Raw genomic sequence first — 25,219 nt, forward strand, 5'->3', positions numbered from 1 at the left:
CGGGTCACGGGTTCGACGGCCAGGAGGCGCGGCTCGGCCCCGGCATCGGGCGTCACGTCGGGCAGCGTGGTCGCGTCGACGGTCATGCGGACGCCTCCGCGTGCTCGCGCACGCGCCGGGGCGGCGCGCCGTCCGGGGTACCGCCCGGTGCCGTGGAGCGGGCCGAGGCGGGCAGGCCGAACTCCTGGAAGGCGATCCGCGCCTCCAGGCCGTACACGGTGCGACCGGTGACGGACCGGAGGATCGACGCGTTCCGCCACGCACCCATGCCGAGGTCGGGCGCGGTGAGCCCGTGCGTGTGCTCCTCGGCGTTCTGCACCCAGATGCGGCCGCCCAGGGTGTCGACGTGGTGGTCGCGTGCGACCGCCAGGCGACCCCGCGCGTCCCGCGCGACGAGGTGCTCCACCGGGTCGAGGAAGTCCGTGGCCCGGGGGCGGTACCCGGTCGCGAGGACCAGGCGCTCGACCTCGTGCGCGTACGTCTCGCCGAGCTGCTCGTGGCGGAGCGTCAGCCGGTACGTGCCCCGATCGGCGAGCCACTCGGCGTCGACGACGCTCGTCTCGGTGCGGAGCGACGTCGGGACCGGGCCCCGCGCGCTGAGTCGGTACAGCTGGTCGTACAGCGCGTCGACGAGGTCCGCGCTGATGCCCTTGTAGAGCCCGCGCTGCTCGCGGCCCAGGCGGTCCCGAACGGCCTCGGGCAGGGCGTGGAAGTGGTCCGTGTACTCGGGGCTCGTCATCTCGAGCGTGAGCTTCGTGTCCTCCATCGGGAAGAACCGCGGGGACCGGGTGATCCAGTCGAGCCGGTACCCGTCGTGCCGGGCGTCCTCGAGCAGCTCGCGGTAGACCTCGGCGGCGGACTGGCCGCTGCCGACGACGGCGATGCTCCCCGCTGTCCGCAGGCCCTCGCGGTTCGGCAGGAACTCGGCGGAGTGGACGACCGGGCCGGGGAGGTCCGTCAGCGGTGCGGGTACGGCGGGCTCGGTGCCGATGCCGACGACGACGTGTCGTGCGCGGTACGTCTCGGGACCCTGATCGGTCTCGGCGTGCACCGTGAAGCAGTCGGTCGCCGGGTCGTGCTCGACGGCCGTCACCCGGCGTCCCCAGCGGAGCGTGTCCAGGCGGTCGGCGGCCCACCGGCAGTAGGCGTCGTACTCGCTGCGCAGGGGGTGGAAGTCCTCGCGGATGGAGAACGGGTAGAGCCGCCCCGTCTCCTTGAGCCATGCGAGGAACGAGAACGGCGAGGTCGGGTCCGCCATCGTCACGAGGTCGGCCAGGAACGGCACCTGGATCGTGGCGTCGTCGAGCATCATGCCGTGGTGCCAGGCGAACCCGTCGGCGGCGTCGAGGAACACCGCGTCGAGGTCGTCGAGCGGGTCGGCGAGGCAGGCGAGCCCGAGGTTGAAGGGTCCGATGCCGATGCCGACGACGTCGTGGACGGGGCGGTCGGCGGTCCGGCGGGTGTCGGCGGCGGTCATCGCGCGGCTCCTTCCGGTGCGGCGGTCGTCGCTCGGACACGGGCCGCCGTGGCCGCCACGTGCTCGAGTGCCGCGCGCAGCTGGTCCGCCGTCGTCCCGGGGTCGAGCAGCGTCAGCTTGTTGCACGGCCGACCGGCGATCACGGTCTTCGCGATGAGCACCCGTCCCTCGGCGAGGAGCGCGGCACGGATCGGGGCGACCAGGGCGTCGGCCTCGGTGTCGGTCACGCCGGCGGGCTGCCACCGGAAGAGCACGGTGCTGAGGTCGGTCGGCGCGACGAGCACGAGGTCCGGGTGCTCGTCGACGATCGCGTGCGTCGCGGCGGCGAGGTCGATCACCTGGTCGAACGCCCGGCCGATCGCCCCGGCCCCGGTCGCCCGCAGCGTCGCCCAGAGCTTCAGCGCGTCGAACCGCCGGGTCGTCTGCAGGGACTTGTCGACCTGGTTCGGCTCGGCGGCGTCCTCGGGGTTGAGGTAGTCCGCGTACCAGGCGGTCCGCCGGAGGTCGGCGGGGTCACGGACGACCAGCGCGCTCGACGACACCGGCTGGAAGAACGACTTGTGCATGTCGGCCGTGACGCTCCGCGCGCGCTCGATGCCGGCGAGCAGGTGCCGCCGGGTCGGGGACACCAGCAGCCCGCAGCCGTACGCGGCGTCCACGTGCAGCCAGACGTCCTCGAGGTCGCACACGTCGGCGATCGCCTCGAGCGGGTCGATCACGCCGCGGTCGGTCGTGCCGGCCGTGGCGACGACGGCCATCGGCGTGCGGCCGTCGTGTCGCGCGGCGACGATCGCCTCGGCGAGGGCCGCCGCACGCATCCGGCCGGCGTCGTCGGTGGGGACGTCGACGACGGCGTCGTCGGCCAGGCCCAGCAGCCGGCAGGACTTGCGGACGCTGAAGTGGGACTCGGCGGTGGCGAAGACGGTGAGTCGCGACGCGGCCGTCCCGACCGCTGCTCTCGCTGCTTCTCGTGCCAGCAGCAGCGCCTGCAGGTTCGACTGGGACCCGCCCGAGGTGAACACCCCGTCACCGTCCGCGAACCCGATGCGCCCGGCGAGCCACGACACCACGTGCCGCTCGATGTCCGTCCCGATCCGCGATTGGTCCCAGGTGTCGACCGAGGTGTTCACGGCGGCGAGCACCGACTCCGCCGCGACCGCGGGCAGCGCGACCGGGCAGTTCAGGTGGGCGAGGGACGCCGGGTCGTGGAACCACACGGCCTCGCGGACGAACAGGTCGTCGAGCTCGGCGAGCGCCCGGTCGGTCCCGAGGGGCTCCGCGTCGAGGTCGACGGCGGCCACACGGGCCCGCAGGACGTCCGCCGGGGTGTCGGTCGTCGGCCGGTCGACGGCGGCGATGCGGTCCGCGAGCCGGTCGACCGTCTCGGTGACGGCGGTGCGGTAGCGCTCGGCGTTGGCAGAGGTCAGCAATTCGATGAGGGCTGTCACGTTAGGTAAGGCTAACCTCACCTGTCGGCGATTGTCACGTGCAGCAGCACGCCCCCGGGCCGGCCGGGCGCGTCGGTGTGAGGAGGTCAGCGCCTCAGAGCTTCTCGATCGGCGCGATCTTGATGAGGAGCTTCTTGCGGCCCGCCGAGTCGAACGCGATCTCGGCGATTCGCTTCGCTCCGATGCCGGTCACCGCCGACACCGTGCCCTCGCCGAAGTCGACGTGCTTGATGCGGTCGCCGGCGACGAGCTCCATGTCCCCGTTGTCGCGGACCTGCCCGGACACCCGGTTCGCCCACTCGGTCTTCGGGCGGGTCTTCTGCGCCGCCGCGGCCCGGTCGTACGAGCCACCGCCCCAGCCACCACCGCCGCGGTAGCCGCCACCGCCGCCGGCTCCGCCGATGCCGCCGCCGCGTCGGGCGTTGAGCGCGCGGGGCTCGGTGCCACCGCGGCTGTTCGCCATGCCCGGGGACTGCTTCCACTCGATGAGCCCCTCGGGGATCTCCTGCAGGAAGCGGGACGGCATCGCCACGTTGACGTCGCCGAACTGTGCCCGGGTCATCGCGAGCGACAGGAAGAGCGACTTCTTCGCGCGGGTGATCCCGACGTAGAAGAGCCGGCGTTCCTCGGACGGGCCACCCGGCTCGTTCGCCGACATCCGGTGCGGCAGCAGGTCTTCCTCGACGCCGGTCAGGAACACCGCATCGTACTCGAGGCCCTTCGCCGTGTGGAGCGTCATGAGCGACACCGTGCCGGACGAGTCGTCGAGCTCGTCCGCCGCGGCGACGAGGGAGACCTCGGTCAGGAAGTCGGACAGGGTGCCCTCGGGGTTGTTCTTCTGGAACTCTCGGGTCACCGCGACGAGTTCGTCGATGTTGTCCGCACGGGCGGCGTCCTGCGCGTCCGGCGACTTCCGCAGGTTCTCGAGCAGCCCGGAGCCGTCGAGCAGCTGGGTGAGCGTGTCCACGACCGGCTGGGTCTCGGCGCGCGAGGAGACGTCGTCGAGCAGGGCCGCGAACGCCGTGATCGCGTTCCGGACCTTCGGCCCGAACCCGAGCTCGTCGGCGTGCCGGAGGGCGTCCCGCATCGTCGTCTCGTGCTCGTCGGCGTAGCGCTGCAGGGTGGTCTCGGTGACCGCTCCGATGCCGCGCTTCGGGACGTTGAGCACCCGACGGAGCGCCATCGGGTCGGCCGGGTTGGCGACCGTGATCAGGTACGCCATCGCGTCCTTGATCTCGGCACGCTCGTAGAACTTCGTGCCGCCGAGGACCCGGTACGGGATCGCCGCTCGGATGAAGATCTCCTCGAGTGCAAGGGTCTGCGAGTTCGTCCGGTAGAAGACCGCCATGTCGCGGTAGGACATGCCTTCCTCGTGCAGGCGCTGGATCTCGTCGGCGACGAACTGCGCCTCGTCGTGGCCGGTGTAGCCCGTGAACCCGACGATCTTGTCGCCCGCTCCGACGTCCGTGAACAGGTTCTTCGCCTGCCGGTCGAAGTTGTTCGCGATGACGGCGTTCGCCGCGTCGAGGATGTTCTGCGTCGACCGGTAGTTCTGCTCGAGCAGCACCACCTTCGAGTTGGGGAAGTCCCGCTCGAACTCGACGATGTTGCGGATGTCGGCCCCGCGGAACGCGTAGATGGACTGGTCGGAGTCGCCGACGACCGTCAGTGACGCCGGGGCGATCGACCCGTCGGCCTCGCGCATGCGGGCGACGTGCTGCCCGGCGTCCTCGAGCTTGTCCACCTGCTCGACCGGGACCGGCCGCGTGAGCTCGCGGATGAGGGCGTACTGCGCGTGGTTGGTGTCCTGGTACTCGTCGACGAGGATGAACCGGAACCGGCGCTGGTAGAGCGCGGCGACCTCGGGGAAGGCACGGAACAGGAACACCGTCTGGCCGATGAGGTCGTCGAAGTCGAAGGCGTTCGCCCGGCGCAGCTCGTTCGTGTAGCGACGGAAGACCTCGGTGAACATGACCTCTTGCGGGTCGTTCGCGTTGATGTTCCGGGCGTAGGAGTCGATGTCCTGCAGCTCGTTCTTGAGCTTCGAGATCTTCGAGGCCGCGGCGCCGACGGTCAGCCCGAGCGAGTCCGCCTCGAGCTCCTTGATGATCCGCTTGAGCAGGGCCTTCGAGTCGGCGGAGTCGTAGATCGTGAACGACTGCGCGAACCCGAACCGCTCGGCCTCGCGCCGGAGGATCCGCACGCACGCCGAGTGGAACGTGGAGATCCACATGCCCTCGGCTGCCTGTCCGACCAGCGCCTGCACCCGCTCGCGCATCTCGGCGGCGGCCTTGTTCGTGAACGTGATCGCGAGGATCTGCGACGGCCAGGCTTCACGGTTGGCGAGCAGCAGGGCGATCCGCCGGGTCAGCACGCTGGTCTTGCCGGAACCGGCACCCGCCACGATGAGCAGGGACTCGCCGCGGTACTCGACGGCTTCCTTCTGCTGGGGGTTCAGACCCGCGGTGAACGGGTCCTCGTAGGCAGCGGCGCCACCCCCGTGCTCCGGGGACGACTCGAATGGGTCCAGCACGATCGTCATGTCCGGGACAGTCTAGGCCGGGCCCCCGACAGCCGAGCGGGCGAGCACGGCCAGGTCGGCGTGGTCGGCGAACACCCCGTCGACCCCGGTCCGGACGACCGAGGTGAACCACCGCTCCCAGTCGCCGAACGCCGCGACCTCGCCCCCGCGACGGAGCGGCGCCGGCAGGAAGCGGTTCTCCGGCCGGAGCGTCCAGGTGTACACGGCCAGCCCGGCCCCGTGCGCGCGGTCGACGATGTCGCTCCGCACCGGCGTCGGGTCCGTCAGGGCCACGCTGTCCACCCCGGCCATCAGGGTCCCGAGCGCGACGCTGATGCCGTGGAACTCCGTCGCGAACGACGCGAGCGCCTCGTCGGAACGCTCGGCCGCGTACGTGGGGGCCAGCGACCCGTGGGACGCGACCTCGTCGGCGGCGCTGCCCCGCGCCTCCTGGAGGTAGACGAGGCGACCACCGGTCCCCCGCGCCCGCAGGTCGCGCAGCACGCCCTTCTCGAAGCTCTCGATCGTCAGCCGCTCGTCCCGCCGCCACCCCGCGTCCGCGAGCGCCCCGTCGAGCAGCGGCGCCATCGCGAGGCCGGCCCGGTCGAAGAACGCGGCGTGCTTGACCTCGGCGACGAGCCCGACCGGCCGCGGAGCCGCGTCGAGGATCCCGAGCAGGTCCTCGAGCCGGAGGACCGGTTCCTCGCCGTCGTGCTCCGCCGACCCCGGACGCAGGGCCGGCAGCCGTTCCCGGGTCCGGAGCGTGCGGAGCTCGTCCCACGTGAAGTCCTCGGTGAACCAGCCGGTCACGGTCTGGCCGTCGACGGTCTTCGTGGTGCGGAGGTGCAGGAACTCGGGGTGGTCCGCGACGTCGGTCGTGCCGGAGACCTCGTTCTCGTGCCGGAGCACCAGCACGCCGTCCTTCGTCGGCACGAGGTCCGGTTCGATCGCGTCCGCGCCGAGCTCGATCGCGAGCTCGTACGCGCTCCGCGAGTGCTCGGGACGGTAGCCGGACGCGCCACGGTGGGCGATCACCAGGGTCATGGCCGCACCCTAGCGACCGGAGGTGCACGCCGGGAGCCGCGGACAGGGGGTGGCCTGTACGGACTCCGGGCCACTACCGTTCGGGCATGGGGACGAACAGGTGGTGGCGGGGCGGACTGGCCGTCGCGGTGGTGATCGCCGGCGGGTGGGCCTGGCTCGCCGACGTGCGCGCACCCGGACCCCTCGGCCTCGAGCAGCAGGGTGCGTCGATCTGCATGCAGGGCACGGACGGTGCGATCGCCACCGGCGTCCTCCGCGGCCCCTCCGGACCGGCCACCACGCTGACGCGCGTGACACTCGGCTCCGGCTCGGGCCTCGCCGTCGACGACGCCGTCCTCGCCCACCCCGGACCGGACGGCGTCAGGGTGGGGACCGCCAGCTGGCCGCTCCCGGACGACCCGTGGCGCGCGGAGCCGGCGATCGGCACCCCGATCCGACCGGGCGAGTCGGTGGACCTCGTGCTGCACGTCGTCCGCACCGGGTCCGACGGCGGATCGGCGGGGCCGGTCCGGGTCGAGTACGTCCAGGGAGCCGAACGGCACGTCGAGACGACGGGCTTCCACGTGGCGCTCCGCGATCACTGCTGACCGCGGTCGTCGCTGGTCGCGGTCGCCGTCGGTCGCGGTCGCTGCGGGTCGCGGTCGCCGTCGGTCGCGGTCGCTGCGGGTCGCGGTCGCCGTCGGTCGCGGTCGCTGCTCGTCGCGGTCGCCGGCCTGGAGGCGCGGCCGGCGTCCGCCCCGTCCCTCACCGCCGCAGGACGGCGCGTTCGGCGCGGTCAGCGCGGTCGGCGCGGTCGGCTGGCTCGGGGCTGTTTCGGGGCGCGCACGCAGCGCCCGCCCATAGGCTGCGGTCGAGTGGTCCTCCGGGACCCTTCCGCTCGCCGCGAATCCTCAGCCTTCCGCGGCACTGCGCCCCTAGGCTGAGAGGACTCGAATCTCCAAGGAAGAGGACACCATGGCCTTCAAGCCCGGTTTCGACCAGTCCCCCGCCTTCAACAACCAGGGACCCAACACCTGGGGCGGGCGCGGCGCTGGTCAGCAGCAGGCTGGCTGGGGACAGACCCCGCAGCAGGCACAGGGCGGGATGACCCCTGAGCAGCTGCAGTACATGTACGACCGTCCGGCAGCGAGCACGGTCGACACCGACCGCATGTCGTACGAGGACACGATCGTCAAGACGCTCCTCGCGTTCGGCGTGCTCCTCGTCGGTGCCGTCGCCGGCTGGAACCTGCCCCCGATCGTCTGGATCGTCGGTGCGATCGTCGGCTTCGTGCTCGCGATGGTCAACACCTTCAAGAAGAAGCCGTCGCCGGCCCTCGTGCTGCTCTACGCGTTCTTCGAGGGACTCTTCGTCGGCGGCATCTCGAACTTCTTCGAGTACAACTTCACGCAGACCGGTGGCATCGTCGCGCAGGCGGTGTTCGGCACCCTCGGTGTCTTCGCCGTGACGCTGCTGCTGTTCCTGTCGGGCAAGGTCCGGGCGACGCCGAAGCTGACGCGCTTCTTCCTCATCGCGATCGTCGGTTACATGGCCTTCCAGCTCGTGAACCTCGTCCTCATGTGGACCGGTGTCACGCAGGGCACGTTCGGCCTGATGAGCGCGACGATCTTCGGTATCCCGATCGGTGTCGCGATCGGCATCTTCGTGGTCCTCATGGCCGCGTACTCGCTGATCCTCGACTTCGACCAGATCAAGACGGGCGTCCAGCGCGGCGCTCCGAAGATCTACGCGTGGACCGCGGCCTTCGGGCTCATCGTCACCCTCGTGTGGCTGTACCTCGAGATCCTGCGCATCCTCGCGATCCTCGCGAGCAGCTCGCGCAACTAGCACCCACCACGACACGACGGGCCCCGGCGAACGCGCCGGGGCCCGTCGTCGTTCCCGGGATGGGGATGGACGACGAGCCTCCCCGCCGAGATCGCACGACATGCTGGACGTGCATCGCCGAGGTCGCACATCGTGCCGCACGACCTCGCCGCGAGCGGCAGATCGTGCGACCTCGCCGACCGGACCCCGGACGCACGACGGCCCGGCACGCAGGACGCGTGCCGGGCCGTCAGCGCGGGAGGGTTACTCCCACTCGATGGTCCCCGGCGGCTTCGACGTGACGTCGAGCACGACCCGGTTCACATCCGGCACCTCGTTCGTGATGCGGTTCGAGATCTTCGCGAGCGTGTCGTACGGCAGGCGGGTCCAGTCGGCGGTCATGGCGTCCTCGGATGAGACCGGACGGAGCACGATCGGGTGGCCGTAGGTGCGGCCGTCGCCCTGGACGCCCACCGAACGGACGTCGGCGAGCAGGACGACCGGGCACTGCCAGATCTCGTCGTCGAGACCGGCCGCGGTCAGCTCTTCGCGGGCGATCTTGTCCGCCGCGCGGAGCAGCTCGAGCCGGTCCTTCGTGACCTCGCCGACGATGCGGATGCCGAGGCCCGGGCCGGGGAACGGCTGGCGGCCGACGATGACCTCGGGCAGCCCGAGCTCGCGACCGACCGCACGGACCTCGTCCTTGAACAGGGTGCGCAGCGGCTCGACGAGCTCGAACGTCATGTCCTCGGGCAGGCCGCCGACGTTGTGGTGCGACTTGATGTTCGCCGTGCCGGAACCACCGCCGGACTCGACGACGTCGGGGTAGAGGGTGCCCTGGACGAGGAACTTCACCTCGCCGGCGTCGTCACCCGCCGCGGACTCCGCACGCGCCTCGAGCACGAGGGCCTCGGCCGCCGCCTCGAAGGTGCGGATGAACTCGCGCCCGATGATCTTGCGCTTCTGCTCGGGGTCGCTGACGCCGGCGAGGGCGTCGAGGAACTGCTGCTCGGCGTCGACGGTGACGAGGCGGACACCGGTCGAGGCGACGTAGTCCTCCTCCACCTGCTTGCGCTCGTCGGCGCGGAGGAGCCCGTGGTCGACGAACACGCACGTCAGCTGGTCGCCGACGGCCTCGTGCACGAGGGCGGCGGCCACGGCGGAGTCGACCCCACCGGAGAGACCGGCGATGACCCGGGCGTTGCCCACCTGCGACCGGATGCGGGCGACCTGCTCGTCGATGACGTTCGCCGAGTTCCAGTCACCGGGCAGGCCGGCGGCACGGTGCAGGAAGTTCTCGAGCACGGCCTGACCGTGCACCGAGTGCTTGACCTCGGGGTGCCACTGCACGCCGTAGAGTTTGCGCTCGTCGGACGCGAACGCGGCGACCGGGGTCGAGGCGCTCGACGCGAGGACCTCGAAGCCCTCCGGCGCCTTCGCCACGGAGTCGCCGTGCGACATCCAGGTCACCTGCGACGCCGGCTGCGCGCCGAGCAGCACGCTGTCGGTGCCGGTCACGGTGACGTCGGTCGCGCCGTACTCGCGCTGACCGGTCTGGGCGACCTCGCCGCCCAGCGCGGTCGCCATGGCCTGGAAGCCGTAGCAGATGCCGAGCACGGGGACGCCGAGGTCGAGGATGTCGGCGTCGAGCGCGGGCGCACCCTGCTCGTACACCGACGAGGGACCGCCGGACAGCACGATCGCCGCCGGGTCCTTCGCCTTCACCTCGTCCGCGGTGATGGAGTGCGGGACGATCTCGCTGTAGACGTTCGCCTCGCGCACGCGACGCGCGATGAGCTGCGCGTACTGGGCTCCGAAGTCGACGACGAGGACGGGACGCTGTTCGGTCTCGCTCACCGAGCGGCCTCCTTCTCACGCTGCTGGGCAGCGGTCAGCTCGTGGTAGGTGTCCATGGCCTTCTGCTGCATGCGGTGCTCGACCACGAAGGACATGAACGGGATGATGCCCCCGAGGGCGATGAGCAGGAAGCGGGACGGCTTCCAGCGCATGATGCTCCACAGACGGAAGTCCGTGAAGAGGTAGAGGACGTACAGCCAGCCGTGGGCGATGAGGATCGCGATCGACAGGTTGAACGTGCCGGGCGCTTCGCCGGCCGTGCCGTTCGGCACGAAGAACGGGCCGTTGCCGAGCTGCATCTCGAGCTGGAGCGGCGTGTACTTGATGATGACCTCGATCACGAGGGCCAGCAGCAGCACACCGGTGATGTACGCCGAGACGCGGTACCACTTCACCGCACCCGGGATCTTCGGGATGTCGCGGGTTCGGACGGTCAGAGCCATATCGGCCATCCTACCGTCGGTCGACGAGGGCACCGTCGACGCTGAGCGCCGCCTCGCGACGGTCCTCTTCCTCGCGCTCCCATGCGTCCTTGACGAACCGGTACCAGAGGAAGACCGCGAAGCCGGCGAAGACCACCCACTCGATCGCGTAGAACAGGTTCAGCCAATCGAACTGGACCTGGCGCGACGGCGCCCGGTCGGCGATGGTGCCGAGGTCGGCGGTCTTCGCGGTGGTTCCGTCGGCGACGACGTACCCGAGGTACATCCGGTCGTCGAACGCCTTCCACGTGTTCACGAACCGGGCCGGTGCGACGGCCGAGTACTCGCCCTTGTCGTAGGTGTCCTGGTCGGGCGACTCCGCCGGGTAGTAGCGCCCCTCGACCGTGAGTCGCGTGCCGTCGGCCAGACGGTCCCCGCCGGCGACGGCGGCGGCGCGCTGGTCCGACCACCCGATGACGACCGGCAGGCTCGCGCCGCTGTCCGCGTCGACCAGGTGACCGACGGTCTGGTAGGTCCCGCCACCGGTCCGGCCGGTCAGCACCGTGGTGTCACCGGCGACGAACGTCCCCGTGACCGTCACCTTCTGCCCGGCCATCTTCTCGGTCGCGGGCTGCATCGGCCCCGTCACGGCGTCGAGGCTCCTCCGGGTCTCGGTCGTCTCGGGCAGCGGTGTGCCGTTCGCGATGCTCCGCTCCAGCTGCCACTTGCCCAGCCCGGCGAACACCGCCGCGAGCACGAGCGCCAGCAGGAGCAGCGCGATCCACTTCGGTCGTCGGGCTACGGCCCACATTCGTATCAGTACTCCGGATCGCGCTGGCGGACCGGGCGCTCGGGGCGCTCGGTGGGGGTGTCGATCGACGACGTCCGGGGCTCGGACGGCGTCTCCGGGGACTCATTCTCCCGCTCCTGGCTGCCAGCAGCCTCCACCAGGGCGAACTCCTCGGCGAACTGGCGGTCGCGCTCGGCACGACGGGCGGCCGCCGCGGCGTCGGCCTCGGCTTCCGCTGCCTCGGCCGCGGCGGCTGCGGCGACCGCGCGCCGACCACCGAGGCGGTTCCGGAGGCGCGCCAGACGAGCCGGACGCACGACGAGCCGTCCGATGCGGTCCGAGTTCACCGCGAGCAGCGGCCCGAGGATCGCCATGACGAGGACGTACAGGCCGGCGAAGGCGGTGATCCGGGCCTCGAGCCCGGCGGCTGCCGAGAGCGTCGCGAGGATCAGCGCGAACTCGCCACGGTTCACCAGGATGACCGCGGTGTTGATGCCCTGCTGGACGTTGAAGCCGTTCATGCGCGCGACGAGCTGCCCCGCGATCGCGTTCAGCGCGACGGTCATGCCGATCGCGCCGAGCACCGGCCAGAGCACCTCGCCGAAGGTCGACAGGTCGAGCCCGAGCCCGAAGTTCACGAAGAAGAACGCCGCGAACACGTCGCGCATCGGCAGGGCGAGCTGCTCGATGCGGTCGCGGTAGCGCGTGGCACCGCAGAGCAGGCCGATCACGAACGCGCCGATCGCGTCCGTCACGCCGAGCAGGTCGCCGATGCCGCCGAACATGACCGCGAGGCCGAAGAACAGCACGGTGAAGAGCTCGTCGTCACGGGTCGCGAAGATCCGCGACACCCACTTGCCCGCGAACCGCGCGAGGGTGAACATCACGATGAGGAACCCGAACGCGAGCGCGAGCTTCCCGACGACACCCCAGACGTTCGTGTCGCCGGACAGCACCACGGAGACGATCGCGAGGTAGATCGCGATGAAGACGTCCTCGATCACGGTGACGCCGAGGATCATCGGCGTCTCGTCGTTCGCCAGGCGTCGCAGCTCGATGAGGAGCTTCGTCACGATCGCGCTCGACGACGTCGCCGTCATGCCGGCGATGATGAGCGCCTCGCGGGTGCCCCAGCCGAGCGAGAACCCGAAGGCGAACCCCACGCCCATGTTGATGGCGACGTACGTCCCGCCGGAGACCAGGAGCTTGCCGGCGTTGCCGTAGAACTCTTCCTGGTCGAACTCCAACCCGAGGTTGAACAGCAGCAGGATGAGCCCGAAGGTCGCGATCAGCTCGATCGTGTGCGACTCGACGTTCAGCCCGATCCACGGGGTGTGCGGACTCGCGATGAGCCCCACGACCATGTAGATCGGGATCGCGGGCAACCCGATCGTCTTGCCGAGGCGTCCGAGGACGTAGGCGATGATGAACAGGACGCCGATGGTGAGCAGCTCACCACCCAGGTGCACGGGCTAGCTCCTCGGCGGGGCCTCGGCCGCAGCGGCCGCAAGCTCTCCGCTGCGGTAGAACGAGAACGCCTTGGCGACCTTCTCCGGCGCACCGGCGACGACGATGGTGTCGCCGGGGAACACGACGAAGTCCGACGACGGGGCCGGGTTCGCGCTGTCACCGCGGACGACCGCCACGACCGTCAGGCCGATGAAGCCCGAGTCGTGCAGGTCACCGAGGGGCTTGCCGGCGATCGCGTCGTCGTAGTCGACCGAGAACCAGTCGATGCTGAGGCCGGGGATCTCGTCGAGCTTGTCGAGTCCCTCGGTGATGCGCGTGCCGCCGAGGAGTTCGGCGAGCGTGTGCGCCTCGTCCTCGCTGAGGCGCAGCGACACCTTCTCGGACTTGTCCGCGCCGTCCGAGACGTCGGCGAAGGAGATGAGGTCGGAGTGACCCGACCGGTGCGTGATGACACCACACTTGCCACCGTCGTCGGTGTAGAAGCTGTGCAGCACGCCGACTCCGGGGAGTTTGACGCGATGGACGTCGACCATGATGGCTCCCTTTTCGAGTACCCCGATGATAACCACCGAGGGGGTCCGGCCATTCCGTTCCGCTACAGTCCGGTGGACGACGAGACCCGGGGGGACTGCTGTGGACGACGAACGGACCAGGCGCACGGTGGCGGGCACGGGTGTCGCGGTGGTGGCACTCTACGCCGCACTGCTCGCCGTCGAGGCGCTCGTGCTCGACCCGCTGGCCGCGGTGCCGGGCACCTCGCTCGGCATGATCCACGCGGAACTCGGCCGGCAGGGGTTCTCGGTCGGCACCGACGTCGCGGCCGTCGTCGGGATCGCCCTCGTCGGTGTCGGCCTGGCGGTCGGGCTCGCCACGTCGCTCCTGGTGACCCGCGCCCGCACCCACGTCATCGCCGCGGTCCTGCTCGGCGTGGTCGCGCTCGGCGGCCCGATGACCTGGTGGAGCGGCTTCTGGCTCGGCATGGACGTCGCGGACGCCTACGGCGTCGACGGTGGCGCGCACACCGTCTGGGCCGGTGTCCTCCTGGTCAGCAGTGCGATCGCGCTGGCCGCGATCCCCTTCGTCCTCGTGGTCGGGCAGGCGGTCGGCGTCCGCCGGACCGCCCGCGGGTCGCGCGCCGCCTGACTGCGCCGACCCGCGCCTCCAGGCCGTCGACAGCCAGGAGGCGCGGGTCGTGTCGTCGACGCGGGTCGCGTCCTACTCGGGCTCGCTCGTCTTCTCGCCGACCACCTGCTCGTCGGACGCCTTCGCGCCCTCCGCACCGCTCGAGCGGCCGCCGCCGACGACCACGTCGTCCTCGTCGAACCCGAAGGCGATGTCCGGCGCCTCGAGCCGCACGCGGTCCGCCGACTCGTCGTCGGGCTGCAGCTGCGACTCGCGTTCCGCCGCGACGCGCTTGAGGTAGTTCGACACCTCGTGCTCGGTGGTCTCCTGGTCCCAGCCGAGCACGTCGGCCATGAGCTTCGCCGCGACCGGGGCCGCCGACTCGCCGCGGTCCCAGGCCTCGATCGAGATGCGGGTGCGACGGGCGAGGACGTCCTCGAGGTGCAGCGCGCCCTCGTGCGAGGCCGCGTAGACGACCTCGGCCCCGATGTAGTCGTCCGCACCGGGGAGCGGCTCGGCGAGCGACGGGTCCTGCTTCACGAGCCGGAGCACCTCGGTCGCGAGCGTGCCGTACCGGTTCAGCAGGTGCTCGATCCGGACCTTGTGCACGCCGAAGCTCCGCGCGGTGCGACCGCGGCGGTTCCAGGCGGCCGGGTAGCCCTCGGCGCCGAGCAGCGGGATGTCCTCGGTCGTCGAGCCGGGGATCTTGCCGTCCATCGCGGCGACGGCCTCGTCGATCGCGTCCTTGCCCATCACGCGGTAGGTGGTCCACTGCCGCCGGCGACGACCACGAGCCCGGGCACGGTGTGCGCGACGACGTGCTCGCGGCTGAGCTTCGACGTCTGGTCGGACTCCCCGGCGAGCAGCGGCCTGAGTCCGGCGTACACACCCTCGACGTCCTCGCGGGTGAGCGGGACCGCCAGGACCTTGTTCACGTGCGCGAGGATGTAGTCGATGTCCGCCGCGGTCGCCGCCGGGTGGGCCTTGTCGAGGTACCAGTCGGTGTCGGTCGTCCCGACCAGCCAGTGCCGACCCCACGGGATCACGAACAGCACGCTCTTCTCGGTGCGGAGGATCATGCCCATGTTCGACTGGAAGCGGTCGCGCGGGATGACCAGGTGGACGCCCTTCGAGGCGCGCACCTTGAACTGACCGCGCGTGCCGATCATCGCCTGGGTGTCGTCGGTCCAGACGCCCGTCGCGTTGACGACCTGCTTCGCGCGGATCTCGAACTTCTCGCCGGTCTGGATGTCGTGCGCCTCGGCACCGACCACGCGTTCCCCGACCTTGATGAAGCCCTCGATCCGGATGCGGCTCGCGGCGTGGGCGCCGTACGACGCCGCCGTTCGCACGAGCGAGGCCACGTACCGGGCGTCGTCGACCTGGGCGTCGTAGTAGGTCATGCCGCCCACGAAGGCGTCCTTCTTGAGCGACGGCATCGAGCGGAGCACCTGCGTGCGGCTGAGGTGCCGGTGGTGCGGGACCCCGGGCGGTCGGCCGCCGGACCAGCTGAAGGCGTCGTACATCGCCATGCCGATCCCGATGTAGAAGCGCTCCCACACACGGTGGTTCAGCGGGTAGAGGAAGCGGACGGGCTTCACGAGGTGCGGGGCGATGCGTTGCAGCAGGAGTCCGCGCTCGATGAGGGCCTCGCGGACGAGCCCGAAGTTGAGCTGCTCGAGGTACCGGATGCCGCCGTGCACGAGCTTCGACGAGCGGCTCGAGGTGCCCGATCCCCAGTCGCGGGCCTCGACGATGCCGACGCTCAGGCCCCGCGTCACGGCGTCGAGCGCGCTGCCCGCACCGACGATGCCGCCGCCGACCACCAGGACGTCGAGCTCCCGGGTCTTCATCGCCTCGATCGCGGCGGTGCGTTCGTCGGGACCGAGCTTCGTGGACGGGTCGAACCCCACCCCCGGTGCCGCGTTCTCGGCGCGGGCCGGCCGGGTCGCGCTGGACGTGCTCGTGCTGGTCTTGGCCATCGTCGCCTCCGTGTCACGGTGACGCCGAGGCGTCACCCGCGCCGGAGTGCGGGTGCCACCGTCAGTTCCGGTGGTACGGCGCCACGACCACTTCTACTCGCTGGAACTCCTTGACGTCGGAGTATCCCGTCGTGGCCATCGACCGACGCAGCGCGCCGACGATGTTCGCACGGCCGTCCCAGGTCGGGGTCGGGCCGTTCAGGACGTTCTCGAGCGGGGCGATCGTGCCCACCTCGACCCGGCGGCCGCGCGGCAGCTCCGGGTGGTGCGCCTCGGCACCCCAGTGGAAGCCGCCACCGGGCGCCTCGGTCGCGCGGGCGAGCGCGGTGCCGAGCATGACGGCGTCGGCGCCCATCGCGATCGCCTTGACGACGTCGCCCGCGGTGTCGAGCCCGCCGTCGGCGATGACGTGCACGTAGCGGCCGCCGGACTCGTCCATGTAGTCGCGGCGAGCGCCGGCGATGTCGGCGACGGCGGTGGCCATCGGGGCGTGGATGCCGAGCGCGGCCCGGGTGGTCGATGCAGCGCCGCCGCCGAAGCCGACGAGCACACCCGCGGCACCGGTGCGCATGAGGTGCAGCGCCGCCGTGTAGGTCGAGGCACCGCCCACGATGACCGGGACGTCGAGCTCGTAGATGAACTTCTTGAGGTTGAGCGGCTCGGTGTTCTGCGAGACGTGCTCGGCCGAGACGGTCGTGCCGCGGATGACGAACAGGTCGACACCGGCGTCGACGACGGTCTGCGAGAACTCCTGCGTGCGCTGCGGGCTGAGCGACCCGGCGACGGGCACCCCGGCGGCGCGGATCTCGGCCAGGCGCGCGGTGATCAGCTCGGCCTTGACCGGCTCGGAGTAGATCTCCTGCATGCGCTTGGTGACGTTGCCGTCGGTGAGCGCCTTGATCTCGTCGTAGTAGGGCGTCGGGTCCTCGTAGCGGGTCCAGAGCCCTTCGAGGTCGAGGACGCCGAGCATGCCGAGCCGGCCCATCTGGATGACGGTCGCCGGCGAGGCCACGGAGTCCATCGGGGCCGAGAGGATCGGCGACTCGAACGTGAACGCGTCGATCGACCACTGCACGCTCACGTCACGCGGGTCACGCGTGCGCCGCGAGGGGACCACCGCGATGTCGTCGAACGCGTACGCCCGACGTCCGCGCTTGCCAGCACCGATCTCGACTTCACTCACCCGGCAAGCCTACCGGTCGTGTCCCCCGGGTGACACGGACACCCGCGGGCGCCGGTCAGCGTGTCCGGCGGGCGCGGCGGGCGCGTCGCTTCCGCAGCACCCGCAGCACGAGGCCGAGCAGGAGCGCCAGCACCACGAGCACCCCGAGCAGCGCGGCCGCTGCCTTCACGAGCAGCGCCGCCCCGACGAAGAGCACGGCGAAGACCAGCCACACGAGGGCGTCGAGCACGAGGGGGCCGGGGGTCCGCACGCGTCCGAGGGTAGCGACCCGGCGGGGGCGGGTCGCGCCTCCTGGTCGATGGCATGCCGAACCGGTGACGCGAGCCGCGAGACGCGAGCGGCGCTCGCGCGCCGCGCGCCGACCCACGTGAGGAGCGGGGCCGTGCGGCGCTGAGCGTCCACGCACGACCCCACTCGGTGCGGGTACCGCCCCCACAGCGGCACCCACGGTCGACACCGCTCGCTCAGCGCGCGGAGTCGACGTCCTTGGCGAGCGTCCCCAGGTACAGCTCGATGACCTTCGGGTCGTCGGCGAGCTCCTTCCCGGTGCCCGAGTACGCGTTCCTCCCCTGGTCGAGCACGTACCCACGATCGCAGATCTGCAGACAGCGTCGCGCGTTCTGCTCCACCATGACGATCGACACACCGGCCTTGTTGATCCGGCGTGTGCGGATGAACGTCTCGTCCTGGCGCACCGGCGACAGTCCGGCGGACGGCTCGTCGAGGAGCAGGACCTTCGGGTCCATCATGAGCGCCCGGGCCATCGCGACCGACTGCCGTTCGCCGCCGGACAGGGATCCGGCGCGCTGGCCCTTCCGCTGTCCGAGGACGGGGAACAGGTCGTAGATGACCTCGAGCCGCTCGGCGAACTTGCGGGGCCGGAGGTACAGGCCCATCTGCAGGTTCTCCTCGATCGAGAGCGAGGGGAAGACGTTGTTCGTCTGCGGCACGAAGCCGACGCCGGCCTGTACGAGCTTGTTCGCCTTGAGGTTGGTGATGTCCTCGCCCTGCAGGGTCACCGAGCCCTCGCGGATGGACACCAGGCCGAACAGGGCCTTGAGGAGCGTCGACTTGCCCGCGCCGTTCGGTCCGATGATGCCGATGAGCTCGCCCGGGTAGCAGTCGAGGTCGCAGCCGTTCAGGATGTTCACCCCGGGCAGGTACCCGGCGACGAGGTTCTTCGCGCTGAGCACCGGCTCGCGGTCCAGGGTGGCCGTGCCGGCCACGGGCGCCGGGGCGGCGTCCGGACTGGAGGCGCTGCTCGCGTTCGTCGGCTCGCTTGCGTCGGTCATCGGGTCGCCTCCTGCTCGTCTTCTTCCGCTACTTCCTCGGCGAGCTCCTCGTAGGTCTCCTCGTTCAGGAGCGAGTCGTCACCGAGGTCGGTGTCGTGGTGCGCACCGAGGTACGCGTCGATGACCGCACGGTCGTCCATCACCGTGTCGGCCGGACCCTCGGCGACGACCTTGCCCTCGGCCATCACGACGACCCAGTCCGAGATGTGCCGGACCATGTGCATGTCGTGCTCGACGAACAGCACGGTCATGCCGTCGTCGCGCAGGGACTGGATGTGTCCGAGCAGCGACTGCGTCAGTGCCGGGTTCACGCCGGCCATCGGCTCGTCGAGCATGATCATCGTCGGGTCGGACATGAGTGCCCGGGCCATCTCGAGGAGCTTCCGCTGCCCACCGGAGAGCGAGCCGGCGTAGTCGTCCGCCTTGGTGTCGAGCTTGAACCGGGCGAGGAGGTCCTCGGCCTTCGCCGTGATCTCGCGCTCCCGCTTCCGCCAGAGCGCCGGGACGAGTCCGACGAAGAAGTTCTCGCCGGGCTGGTCGCGGGCGCCGAGGAGCATGTTCTGCATCACGGTGAGACGGCTGAGCGCCTTCGTGAGCTGGAACGTGCGGACCATGCCCTTGTTCGCGATGTGGGTCGCGCTGGTCTTCTGCATCGTGTCGCCGTTGAAACGGGTCGTCGCACCCGGGCTCGGCTTGTCGAACCCGGTCAGCAGGTTGAAGAACGTCGTCTTGCCGGCGCCGTTCGGACCGATGAGGGCGGTGATCGAGCCGCGCTGGACCTCGAGGTGGTCGACGTCGACCGCGGTCATCCCGCCGAAGCGACGGGTGACGTCGTCGACGACCAGGATCGGGTCGTCCTTGGGGTGGGCGTAGGTCTCAGACACTGAACGTCAACTCCTTCTTGTTGCCCAACAGGCCCTGTGGACGGAACACGATGAGGAGCATGAGCGCGACGCCGACGAGCACGTAGGAGAACTGCTCGGCCTGCTGCGCGTTCATGATCGAGTTCGGGATGAAGTCGCCGGCGAGGGTGCGGATCGCGAGCCGGACGACGAAGAACAGCACCGCGCCGAGGACCGGTCCGAACACCGTCGCCGCGCCGCCGAGGATGAGTGCCGTCCAGATGAAGAACGTCATCGAACGGCCCATCGCGTCGGGCTGCACCGAGCTCGGCAGGACGTAGATGATGCCGGCCAGGGCTCCGAGCGCACCGCCGAAGACGAGCGCCTGCATCTTGTACGAGTACACGTTCTTGCCGAGGGAGCGGACGGCGTCCTCGTCCTCGCGGATGGCCTTCACGACACGGCCCCAGGGGCTGCGCATGAGCAGGAACAGCACGAGGGTGAAGAGGGCGACGAGGCCCCACGCCGCGATGCGGATCCACCAGCCGTTGACGCCGTTGTTCGAGTACGTGAACCACAGGATGGAGGTGGTGCCGTCCGGGAGCGGGCTGAGGGCGTTGAACGGGTCGCGGTAGCTCGACCCGGTGATGCCGTTCGAGCCGCCGGTCGTCGTGGTGAGCAGGCTCGAGCGTCCCACCATGCGGATGATCTCGGCACCGGAGATCGTGACGATCGCGAGGTAGTCGCCCCGCAGCCGCAGGGTCGGGATGCCGAGGATGATCGCGAAGACGATCGCGACGAGCAGGGCGACGAGGACCGCCATCACGAACGGCAGCCCGTTGGTGATCGAGATCGCGAAGCCGTAGGCGCCGAGCAGCAGGAACGCCGCCTGGCCCATGTTGACCAGGCCGGTGAGTCCGAAGTGGACGTTGAGGCCGATCGCGGCGAGCGCGAACGCCGCCGTGGTCGGGGCGAGGGCCTCCTGCGTGAGCGAGGAGAGCAGGGAGAGGATGTAGTCCATGGCGGCGCTCCTTAGCCGATCCGCTCGGCGCGACCGAAGATGCCCTGCGGCCGGAACAGCAGGATGAGGATGAGGATCACGAGGGCGGTGGCGTACTTGAAGTCACCCGGCAGCACGAGGTTCGTGAGCTCCACGACGACGCCGATGATCATCGAGCCGACGAGTGCGCCGTAGGCGGTGCCGAGGCCACCGAGCGTGACCGAGGCGAACATGAGCAGCAGCAGCTGCAGGCCGGTCTGCCAGTTCACGCCGTTGAGGACGAGCCCGAGCATCACGCCGGACAGCCCCGCGAGGCCGGCTGCGAGCGTCCACACGAACCGGATCACCCGGTCGACGTCGATGCCGGACGCGCTGGCGAGTGCCGGGTTGTCCGACACCGCGCGGGTCGCACGGCCGAAGCGCGTCTTCGCGAGGAACAGGCCGGTGGCGACCAGGACCACGAGGGCGATGCCCATCGCGACGTAGGACTGTACCGTGAGCGTGACACCGGCGAACCGGATCGTCTCCGGGTTCCCCTGCTGGATGCGGACCGTCGACGCCCCGAAGAAGTACTGGAACGCGTACTGGGCGGCGATCGACAACCCGATCGTGACGATCATGAGCTGCGTCAGGCTGATGCGCTTGCGCCGCAGCGGCCGCCAGATGCCGGCGTCCTGCAGGTACCCGGTCGCCGCGCACAGCAGCGTGACCACCACCCCCGTCAGCCAGATGTTCCACCCGAGCTGGTTCGCGAACAGGTACGCGAGCAACCCGCCGAGGGTGACCTGCTCACCGTGCGAGAAGCTCGACAGCCCCGTCGTGCCGTAGATGAGCGACAGGCCCACGGACGCCAGCGCGATGAGGAGCCCGAGTCGGATGCCGGACGCGAACTGCTGCCAGGCCCGCTGGGGCGTGACGCTCGTCGCGTCGTCGTTCGTGACGACCCCCTGCTGGTCGGACAGCTGGAAGATCTGGCCGACGTTCGCGTTGAGGCTCGCGGACACGGTGCGCTTCGCGTCGGCCGCGTTCGTCAGGTACTGGCCCTTCGGCAGGGTGTCCTGGTCGACGCTCACCGTGTAGCTGCCCGCCGCGGTGACGCTCACCGACCACCGACCGGTGTCGGACGTCGTCGCGGTCTGCGCGAAGCCGCCCGGTCCGGCGACGTCGACGGCGACGCCCTCGACGGCCTTGCGGTCCGAGTCGGTGATCGTGCCCTGGATGCAGCCGTTCGTCGGGCTGACCGTGCACGGCTGGGTGCTGGCTGGTGCGGTGCTCGCGGACGCCGACGCGCTCGGGGCCGGAGTGGCGCCGATCGCCGGCAGCGTCACCGCCCAGTCGATCAGGAAGGTCGCCAGGAACGCGAGCACGAGGACGGCCATGATGACCGGTCGCTTTCGTCCCGGGCGGAGGCGGAACCTGCGCAGCGGCGCAGACCCCGGCGGAGTGATGGATCCCACGGAAGAGCCTCTCGTTCGGATGACGAGGACGCTAGGGGGATTGTGTGTCACCCGTGTTTCCATCACGTTCCCTGTGTGATTCGTGCCGCAACTGTGACGTTGTGGAGGAAGTCTCGACGGGGGTTCCGAGGCGGGGCCGCACCGCGCCTCCTTGCCGCCCACGGGTGTCCACGGGGCGGAATGCGGGAGAGCGCGTGCGCGTTACCATGGTCTATCCGGAACCCGCCGCAGCGTTCCCGGTGTCTCGACCACTTCACCTCGCCCACGAAGGGGACCCATGGACCAGCCGGATCCGTTCGGATTCATCGGACTCACGTACGACGACGTCATGCTCCTGCCGGGGTACACCGACGTCATCCCGAGCGAGGCGTCGACCGCGTCCCGGCTCACCAAGCGCATCACGGTCAACGTCCCGCTGCTCTCCGCGGCGATGGACACCGTGACCGAGGCCCGCATGGCGATCGCCATGGCCCGGCAGGGCGGCATCGGCATCCTGCACCGCAACATGTCGATCGCCGACCAGGCGGCCGCCGTCGACAAGGTCAAGCGCAGCGAGTCCGGCATGATCACCAACCCGGTGACCACCAGCCCGGACGCCACCGTCGCCGAGGTGGACGCGCTCTGCGGACAGTTCCGCGTCTCCGGCCTGCCGGTGGTCGAGGGTGACGGCACCCTCGTCGGCATCATCACCAACCGCGACATGCGGTTCGTGGCGCCGTTCGAGCAGCAGTCCACGCTCGTCCGCGACGTCATGACGAAGGCCCCGCTCATCACGGCCCCGGTCGGCATCGACCCGGACGACGCCGTCGCGATCTTCGCCGAGCACAAGATCGAGAAGCTCCCCCTCGTGGACGAGGACGGCAAGCTCCGCGGTCTCATCACGGTCAAGGACTTCGACAAGAGCGAGAAGTACCCGGACGCCACCAAGGATGACGCCGGCCGACTGCGTGTCGGTGCCGCGATCGGCTTCTTCGGCGACGCCTGGGAGCGTGCGACCGCCCTGCGCGAAGCCGGCGTGGACGTCCTCGTCGTCGACACCGCCAACGGCCACAGCGCCGGCGTGCTCGACATGGTCCGCCGTCTCAAGGCCGACCCCGCCTTCGCCGCGGTCGACGTCATCGGTGGGCAGGCCGCCACGCGCGAGGGCGCCCAGGCGCTCATCGACGCGGGCGTCGACGCCGTCAAGGTCGGCGTCGGACCCGGCTCGATCTGCACCACGCGCGTCGTCGCGGGTGTCGGCGTCCCGCAGGTCACCGCCGTGTACGAGGCCTCCCTCGCCGCGCGTGAGGCCGGCGTGCCGGTCATCGCCGACGGCGGGCTGCAGTACTCGGGCGACATCGCCAAGGCCCTCGTGGCCGGCGCGGACACCGTGATGCTCGGCTCGCTCCTCGCCGGCACCGACGAGTCCCCCGGTGACCTGGTGTTCGTCAACGGCAAGCAGTTCAAGGCGTACCGCGGGATGGGCTCCCTCGGTGCCCTGCAGACCCGTGGCAAGAAGACCTCGTACTCGAAGGACCGCTACTTCCAGGCCGACGTCCCCTCGGACGACAAGCTCGTCCCCGAGGGCATCGAGGGCCAGGTGCCCTACCGCGGCTCGGTGGCGAACGTCGTCTACCAGCTCGTCGGTGGCCTGCGGCAGTCGATGTTCTACGTCGGTGGCCGCACCGTCCCGGAGCTCAAGGCCCGCGGCAAGTTCGTCCGGATCACCCCGGCCGGGCTCAAGGAGTCCCACCCGCACGACGTGCAGATGGTCGTCGAGGCGCCGAACTACAGCCGCTGAGCCGATCCGCACCCCGAACGCCCCTGCTCCTCGACGGAGCGGGGGCGTTCGTCGTCGGTGGGCAGCAGGATCGCGGCACGGTCCGCGCGCTCGATGCCCGACGCCGGCGAGCACCACACGACCGGGCTCGTCCGCTGTCCGCGCTGCGCGGACCGGGGCGCCCGCCACCGCAAGGCCACCGCCATGCCACCGCGCGGCCCCCGGGTTTCCGCGCCCCCCGCGTCACGGCTGGGTAACGAAACACTTTGCGTACCGCCCCGTCACACCGCTGAAACACCGTGACCCTACGTTCTCTCACATCCCCAGCGGGACCTGAGGTTCCGCGCAGAGAAAGGGCTCCACGGATGATCAGAACCACCCGTGCCACCACGGCACTGGCAGTGGCAGGAGCGGCGGCGCTCCTCCTCGCCGCCTGTTCCACCACCAGCGGCGGCACCTCGCCGTCCTCTTCCGCGTCGGGCGGCGCGAAGAAGGACCCCGCCGCGAGCTGCAAGGCCCCGGACACCCCCGGCACCGACGCGCTGAAGATCGGGACGATCCTGCCGCTGACCGGTTCGCTCGCCTACCTGAACCCGCCCGCGGAGTCCGGTGTGGGGCTCGCGGTGCAGGACATCAACGCCGCGGGCGGTGTGCTCGACAAGGACGTCACCATCGACCCCGCCACCGACTCCGGTGACAGCAACGACATGACGGTGTCGAGCTCGGCCGCGACGAAGCTCGTGAACGCGAAGGTCCCGGTCGCGATCGGCGCCGAGTCCTCCAGCGTCACGCTCAACGTCATCGACCAGCTCACGAGCAACTGCATCGTGGAGATCTCCCCCGCGAACACCGCGTCGGACCTCTCCGGCTACTCGTCGTACTACTACCGGACCGCTCCGCCGGACTCGGTGCAGGGCTCGGCGCTCGGTCAGCTCGTCACGGGTGACGGCAACGCCAAGGTCGCCTTCCTCGTCTTCAACGACACCTACGGCACCGGTCTCCGGAACACCGTGCAGAAGGCGATCGAGGACTCCGGCGGATCCGTCGTCTACGGCGGCAAGGGCAAGGGCCAGGAGTTCCCGCCCGGACAGACGACCTTCTCGTCCGAGGTGACCGCGGCGCTCGCCACGAAGCCGGACGCCATCGTCGTCCTGGCGTTCGACGAGACGAAGTCGATCATCCCGGAGCTGAAGTCGCAGGACGCCGACATGTCGAAGATCTACATGTCCGACGGCAACACCGCCGACTACTCGAAGGACTTCGACAAGGGCACGCTGACCGGCGCGCAGGGCACCATCCCCGGCGCCTCGCCCAAGGACGAGTTCAAGGCACAGCTGTCCGCCTTCTACAAGAAGTCGTCCGGCAAGGACCTCGCCGACTACTCGTACGCGGCCGAGTCCTACGACGCCACCGTCCTCGCGGCCCTCGCCGCGGTGAAGGGCAAGGGCACGGACTCCGGGACCATCCAGGCCAACATGGCCGCGGTGTCCGGAGCCGACGGCGGCACCGAGTGCTCGACGTTCAAGGACTGCGTCGCCCTGCTCGACAAGGGTGAGGACATCCACTACACGGGTCCGTCGGGCATCGGTCCGTTCGACGAGAACAACGACCCGTCGAGCGCCTACATCGGCATCTACAAGTTCGACGGCGACAACAAGCCCGTCTACCAGAGCGCCATCCAGGGCTCGGTCAAGAAGTAGCCGACACCACCAGATCGACAGCGCCCCGCGGCCCGACCGCGGGGCGC

The 25,219-nt window shown here is 70.4% G+C and carries 20 protein-coding genes and 1 pseudogene; 5 read left to right on the forward strand and 16 right to left on the reverse strand.

Annotated features, from left to right (window positions below; translation table 11 throughout):
- Positions 1-82 precede the first annotated feature (82 nt).
- The 4 genes from I5E_RS10655 to I5E_RS10670 all read right to left on the reverse strand — a co-directional run bounded on the left by I5E_RS10655 (position 83) and on the right by I5E_RS10670 (position 6,490).
- Entirely contained in the window at positions 83-1,477 is a 1,395-nt protein-coding gene (locus tag I5E_RS10655; RefSeq protein ID WP_022906972.1) for a lysine N(6)-hydroxylase/L-ornithine N(5)-oxygenase family protein, read from the reverse strand.
- On the reverse strand, positions 1,474-2,925 hold the full coding sequence (locus I5E_RS10660; protein ID WP_031262191.1) for a pyridoxal phosphate-dependent decarboxylase family protein: 1,452 nt from the start codon (positions 2,923-2,925) through the stop codon (positions 1,474-1,476). The genes I5E_RS10655 and I5E_RS10660 overlap by 4 nt, the downstream gene beginning before the upstream one ends.
- Positions 2,926-3,019: 94 nt before the next feature.
- On the reverse strand, positions 3,020-5,467 hold the full coding sequence (locus I5E_RS10665; protein ID WP_022906974.1) for an ATP-dependent helicase: 2,448 nt from the start codon (positions 5,465-5,467) through the stop codon (positions 3,020-3,022).
- 12 nt (positions 5,468-5,479) lie between these two features.
- Positions 5,480-6,490: a glycerophosphodiester phosphodiesterase family protein gene (locus I5E_RS10670; RefSeq protein WP_022906975.1), complete on the reverse strand. Its 1,011-nt coding sequence runs from the start codon at positions 6,488-6,490 to the stop codon at positions 5,480-5,482.
- Positions 6,491-6,576: 86 nt separating this feature from the next.
- On the opposite strand from I5E_RS10670, the gene I5E_RS10675 reads away from it, so the two are divergent.
- Positions 6,577-7,077 (forward strand): hypothetical protein, encoded by a 501-nt coding sequence (locus I5E_RS10675; RefSeq protein ID WP_022906976.1) that lies wholly within the window; start codon positions 6,577-6,579, stop codon positions 7,075-7,077.
- Positions 7,078-7,444: 367 nt separating this feature from the next.
- Positions 7,445-8,317 (forward strand): Bax inhibitor-1/YccA family protein, encoded by an 873-nt coding sequence (locus I5E_RS10685; protein ID WP_022906978.1) that lies wholly within the window; start codon positions 7,445-7,447, stop codon positions 8,315-8,317.
- A gap of 243 nt (positions 8,318-8,560) precedes the next feature.
- On the opposite strand, the gene guaA is transcribed toward I5E_RS10685, so the two are convergent.
- The 5 genes from guaA to I5E_RS10710 are packed head-to-tail and all read right to left on the reverse strand — an operon-like array spanning position 8,561 to position 13,368.
- A complete protein-coding gene (guaA, locus tag I5E_RS10690; RefSeq protein WP_022906979.1) occupies positions 8,561-10,153 on the reverse strand; it encodes a glutamine-hydrolyzing GMP synthase in 1,593 nt (530 codons plus the stop codon).
- On the reverse strand, positions 10,150-10,596 hold the full coding sequence (locus I5E_RS10695) for a DUF3817 domain-containing protein (protein ID WP_022906980.1): 447 nt from the start codon (positions 10,594-10,596) through the stop codon (positions 10,150-10,152). Before I5E_RS10695 ends, guaA begins: the two co-directional genes overlap by 4 nt.
- Positions 10,597-10,606: 10 nt before the next feature.
- A complete protein-coding gene (locus I5E_RS10700) occupies positions 10,607-11,386 on the reverse strand; it encodes an SURF1 family cytochrome oxidase biogenesis protein (protein WP_022906981.1) in 780 nt (259 codons plus the stop codon).
- A 5-nt stretch (positions 11,387-11,391) separates the two neighbouring features.
- Entirely contained in the window at positions 11,392-12,834 is a 1,443-nt protein-coding gene (locus I5E_RS10705) for a cation:proton antiporter (protein ID WP_022906982.1), read from the reverse strand.
- Positions 12,835-12,837: 3 nt separating this feature from the next.
- Positions 12,838-13,368 (reverse strand): cation:proton antiporter regulatory subunit, encoded by a 531-nt coding sequence (locus I5E_RS10710; RefSeq protein WP_022906983.1) that lies wholly within the window; start codon positions 13,366-13,368, stop codon positions 12,838-12,840.
- A gap of 148 nt (positions 13,369-13,516) precedes the next feature.
- Between I5E_RS10710 and I5E_RS10715 the strand changes: the two genes are divergently transcribed.
- A complete protein-coding gene (locus I5E_RS10715; protein ID WP_148286938.1) occupies positions 13,517-13,978 on the forward strand; it encodes a hypothetical protein in 462 nt (153 codons plus the stop codon).
- A 72-nt stretch (positions 13,979-14,050) separates the two neighbouring features.
- On the opposite strand, the pseudogene I5E_RS21615 reads toward I5E_RS10715, so the two are convergent.
- The 7 genes and pseudogenes from I5E_RS21615 to I5E_RS10755 form a co-directional block, all read right to left on the reverse strand.
- Positions 14,051-15,810: pseudogene (locus I5E_RS21615) on the reverse strand (glycerol-3-phosphate dehydrogenase/oxidase).
- 190 nt (positions 15,811-16,000) lie between these two features.
- On the reverse strand, positions 16,001-17,122 hold the full coding sequence (locus I5E_RS10730; protein ID WP_022906986.1) for a GuaB3 family IMP dehydrogenase-related protein: 1,122 nt from the start codon (positions 17,120-17,122) through the stop codon (positions 16,001-16,003).
- A 55-nt stretch (positions 17,123-17,177) separates the two neighbouring features.
- A complete protein-coding gene (locus I5E_RS10735; RefSeq protein WP_022906987.1) occupies positions 17,178-17,372 on the reverse strand; it encodes a hypothetical protein in 195 nt (64 codons plus the stop codon).
- Positions 17,373-17,586: 214 nt separating this feature from the next.
- Positions 17,587-18,414: an ABC transporter ATP-binding protein gene (locus I5E_RS10740; protein WP_022906988.1), complete on the reverse strand. Its 828-nt coding sequence runs from the start codon at positions 18,412-18,414 to the stop codon at positions 17,587-17,589.
- Positions 18,411-19,298, reverse strand: a complete 888-nt coding sequence (locus I5E_RS10745; protein ID WP_022906989.1) for an ABC transporter ATP-binding protein — start codon at positions 19,296-19,298, stop codon at positions 18,411-18,413. Before I5E_RS10745 ends, I5E_RS10740 begins: the two co-directional genes overlap by 4 nt.
- Positions 19,291-20,277 carry a branched-chain amino acid ABC transporter permease gene (locus I5E_RS10750; protein WP_022906990.1) on the reverse strand — a complete coding sequence of 329 codons (987 nt, stop codon included), beginning with the start codon at positions 20,275-20,277 and terminating at the stop codon, positions 19,291-19,293. Before I5E_RS10750 ends, I5E_RS10745 begins: the two co-directional genes overlap by 8 nt.
- Positions 20,278-20,288: 11 nt before the next feature.
- Complete coding sequence (locus I5E_RS10755) at positions 20,289-21,635, reverse strand: branched-chain amino acid ABC transporter permease (protein WP_022906991.1); 1,347 nt, start codon at positions 21,633-21,635, stop codon at positions 20,289-20,291.
- Between the two features lie 355 nt (positions 21,636-21,990).
- On the opposite strand from I5E_RS10755, the gene guaB reads away from it, so the two are divergent.
- Together guaB and I5E_RS10770 are read left to right on the forward strand one after the other, a co-directional pair.
- Positions 21,991-23,493: an IMP dehydrogenase gene (gene guaB, locus I5E_RS10760; protein ID WP_022906992.1), complete on the forward strand. Its 1,503-nt coding sequence runs from the start codon at positions 21,991-21,993 to the stop codon at positions 23,491-23,493.
- A 344-nt stretch (positions 23,494-23,837) separates the two neighbouring features.
- Entirely contained in the window at positions 23,838-25,172 is a 1,335-nt protein-coding gene (locus I5E_RS10770) for an ABC transporter substrate-binding protein (RefSeq protein WP_022906994.1), read from the forward strand.
- Positions 25,173-25,219 lie beyond the last annotated feature (47 nt).

The organism is Curtobacterium sp. B18, assembly GCF_000333375.1.
In the GTDB taxonomy this organism is placed as follows: domain Bacteria; phylum Actinomycetota; class Actinomycetes; order Actinomycetales; family Microbacteriaceae; genus Curtobacterium.

Excerpts from the sequence above, each read along its gene's own strand:
- I5E_RS10755 (WP_022906991.1), bottom strand. The coding sequence starts at position 21,635 with ATGGCCGTCCTCGTGCTCGCGTTCCTGGCGACCTTCCTGATCGACTGG.
- I5E_RS10685 (WP_022906978.1), top strand. The coding sequence starts at position 7,445 with ATGGCCTTCAAGCCCGGTTTCGACCAGTCCCCCGCCTTCAACAACCAG.
- I5E_RS10670 (WP_022906975.1), bottom strand. The coding sequence starts at position 6,490 with ATGACCCTGGTGATCGCCCACCGTGGCGCGTCCGGCTACCGTCCCGAG.
- I5E_RS10665 (WP_022906974.1), bottom strand. The coding sequence starts at position 5,467 with ATGACGATCGTGCTGGACCCATTCGAGTCGTCCCCGGAGCACGGGGGT.
- I5E_RS10770 (WP_022906994.1), top strand. The coding sequence starts at position 23,838 with ATGATCAGAACCACCCGTGCCACCACGGCACTGGCAGTGGCAGGAGCG.
- I5E_RS10740 (WP_022906988.1), bottom strand. The coding sequence starts at position 18,414 with ATGACCGACGCAAGCGAGCCGACGAACGCGAGCAGCGCCTCCAGTCCG.
- I5E_RS10700 (WP_022906981.1), bottom strand. The coding sequence starts at position 11,386 with ATGTGGGCCGTAGCCCGACGACCGAAGTGGATCGCGCTGCTCCTGCTG.
- I5E_RS10750 (WP_022906990.1), bottom strand. The coding sequence starts at position 20,277 with ATGGACTACATCCTCTCCCTGCTCTCCTCGCTCACGCAGGAGGCCCTC.
- I5E_RS10675 (WP_022906976.1), top strand. The coding sequence starts at position 6,577 with ATGGGGACGAACAGGTGGTGGCGGGGCGGACTGGCCGTCGCGGTGGTG.
- I5E_RS10695 (WP_022906980.1), bottom strand. The coding sequence starts at position 10,596 with ATGGCTCTGACCGTCCGAACCCGCGACATCCCGAAGATCCCGGGTGCG.
- I5E_RS10655 (WP_022906972.1), bottom strand. The coding sequence starts at position 1,477 with ATGACCGCCGCCGACACCCGCCGGACCGCCGACCGCCCCGTCCACGAC.
- guaB (WP_022906992.1), top strand. The coding sequence starts at position 21,991 with ATGGACCAGCCGGATCCGTTCGGATTCATCGGACTCACGTACGACGAC.
- I5E_RS10710 (WP_022906983.1), bottom strand. The coding sequence starts at position 13,368 with ATGGTCGACGTCCATCGCGTCAAACTCCCCGGAGTCGGCGTGCTGCAC.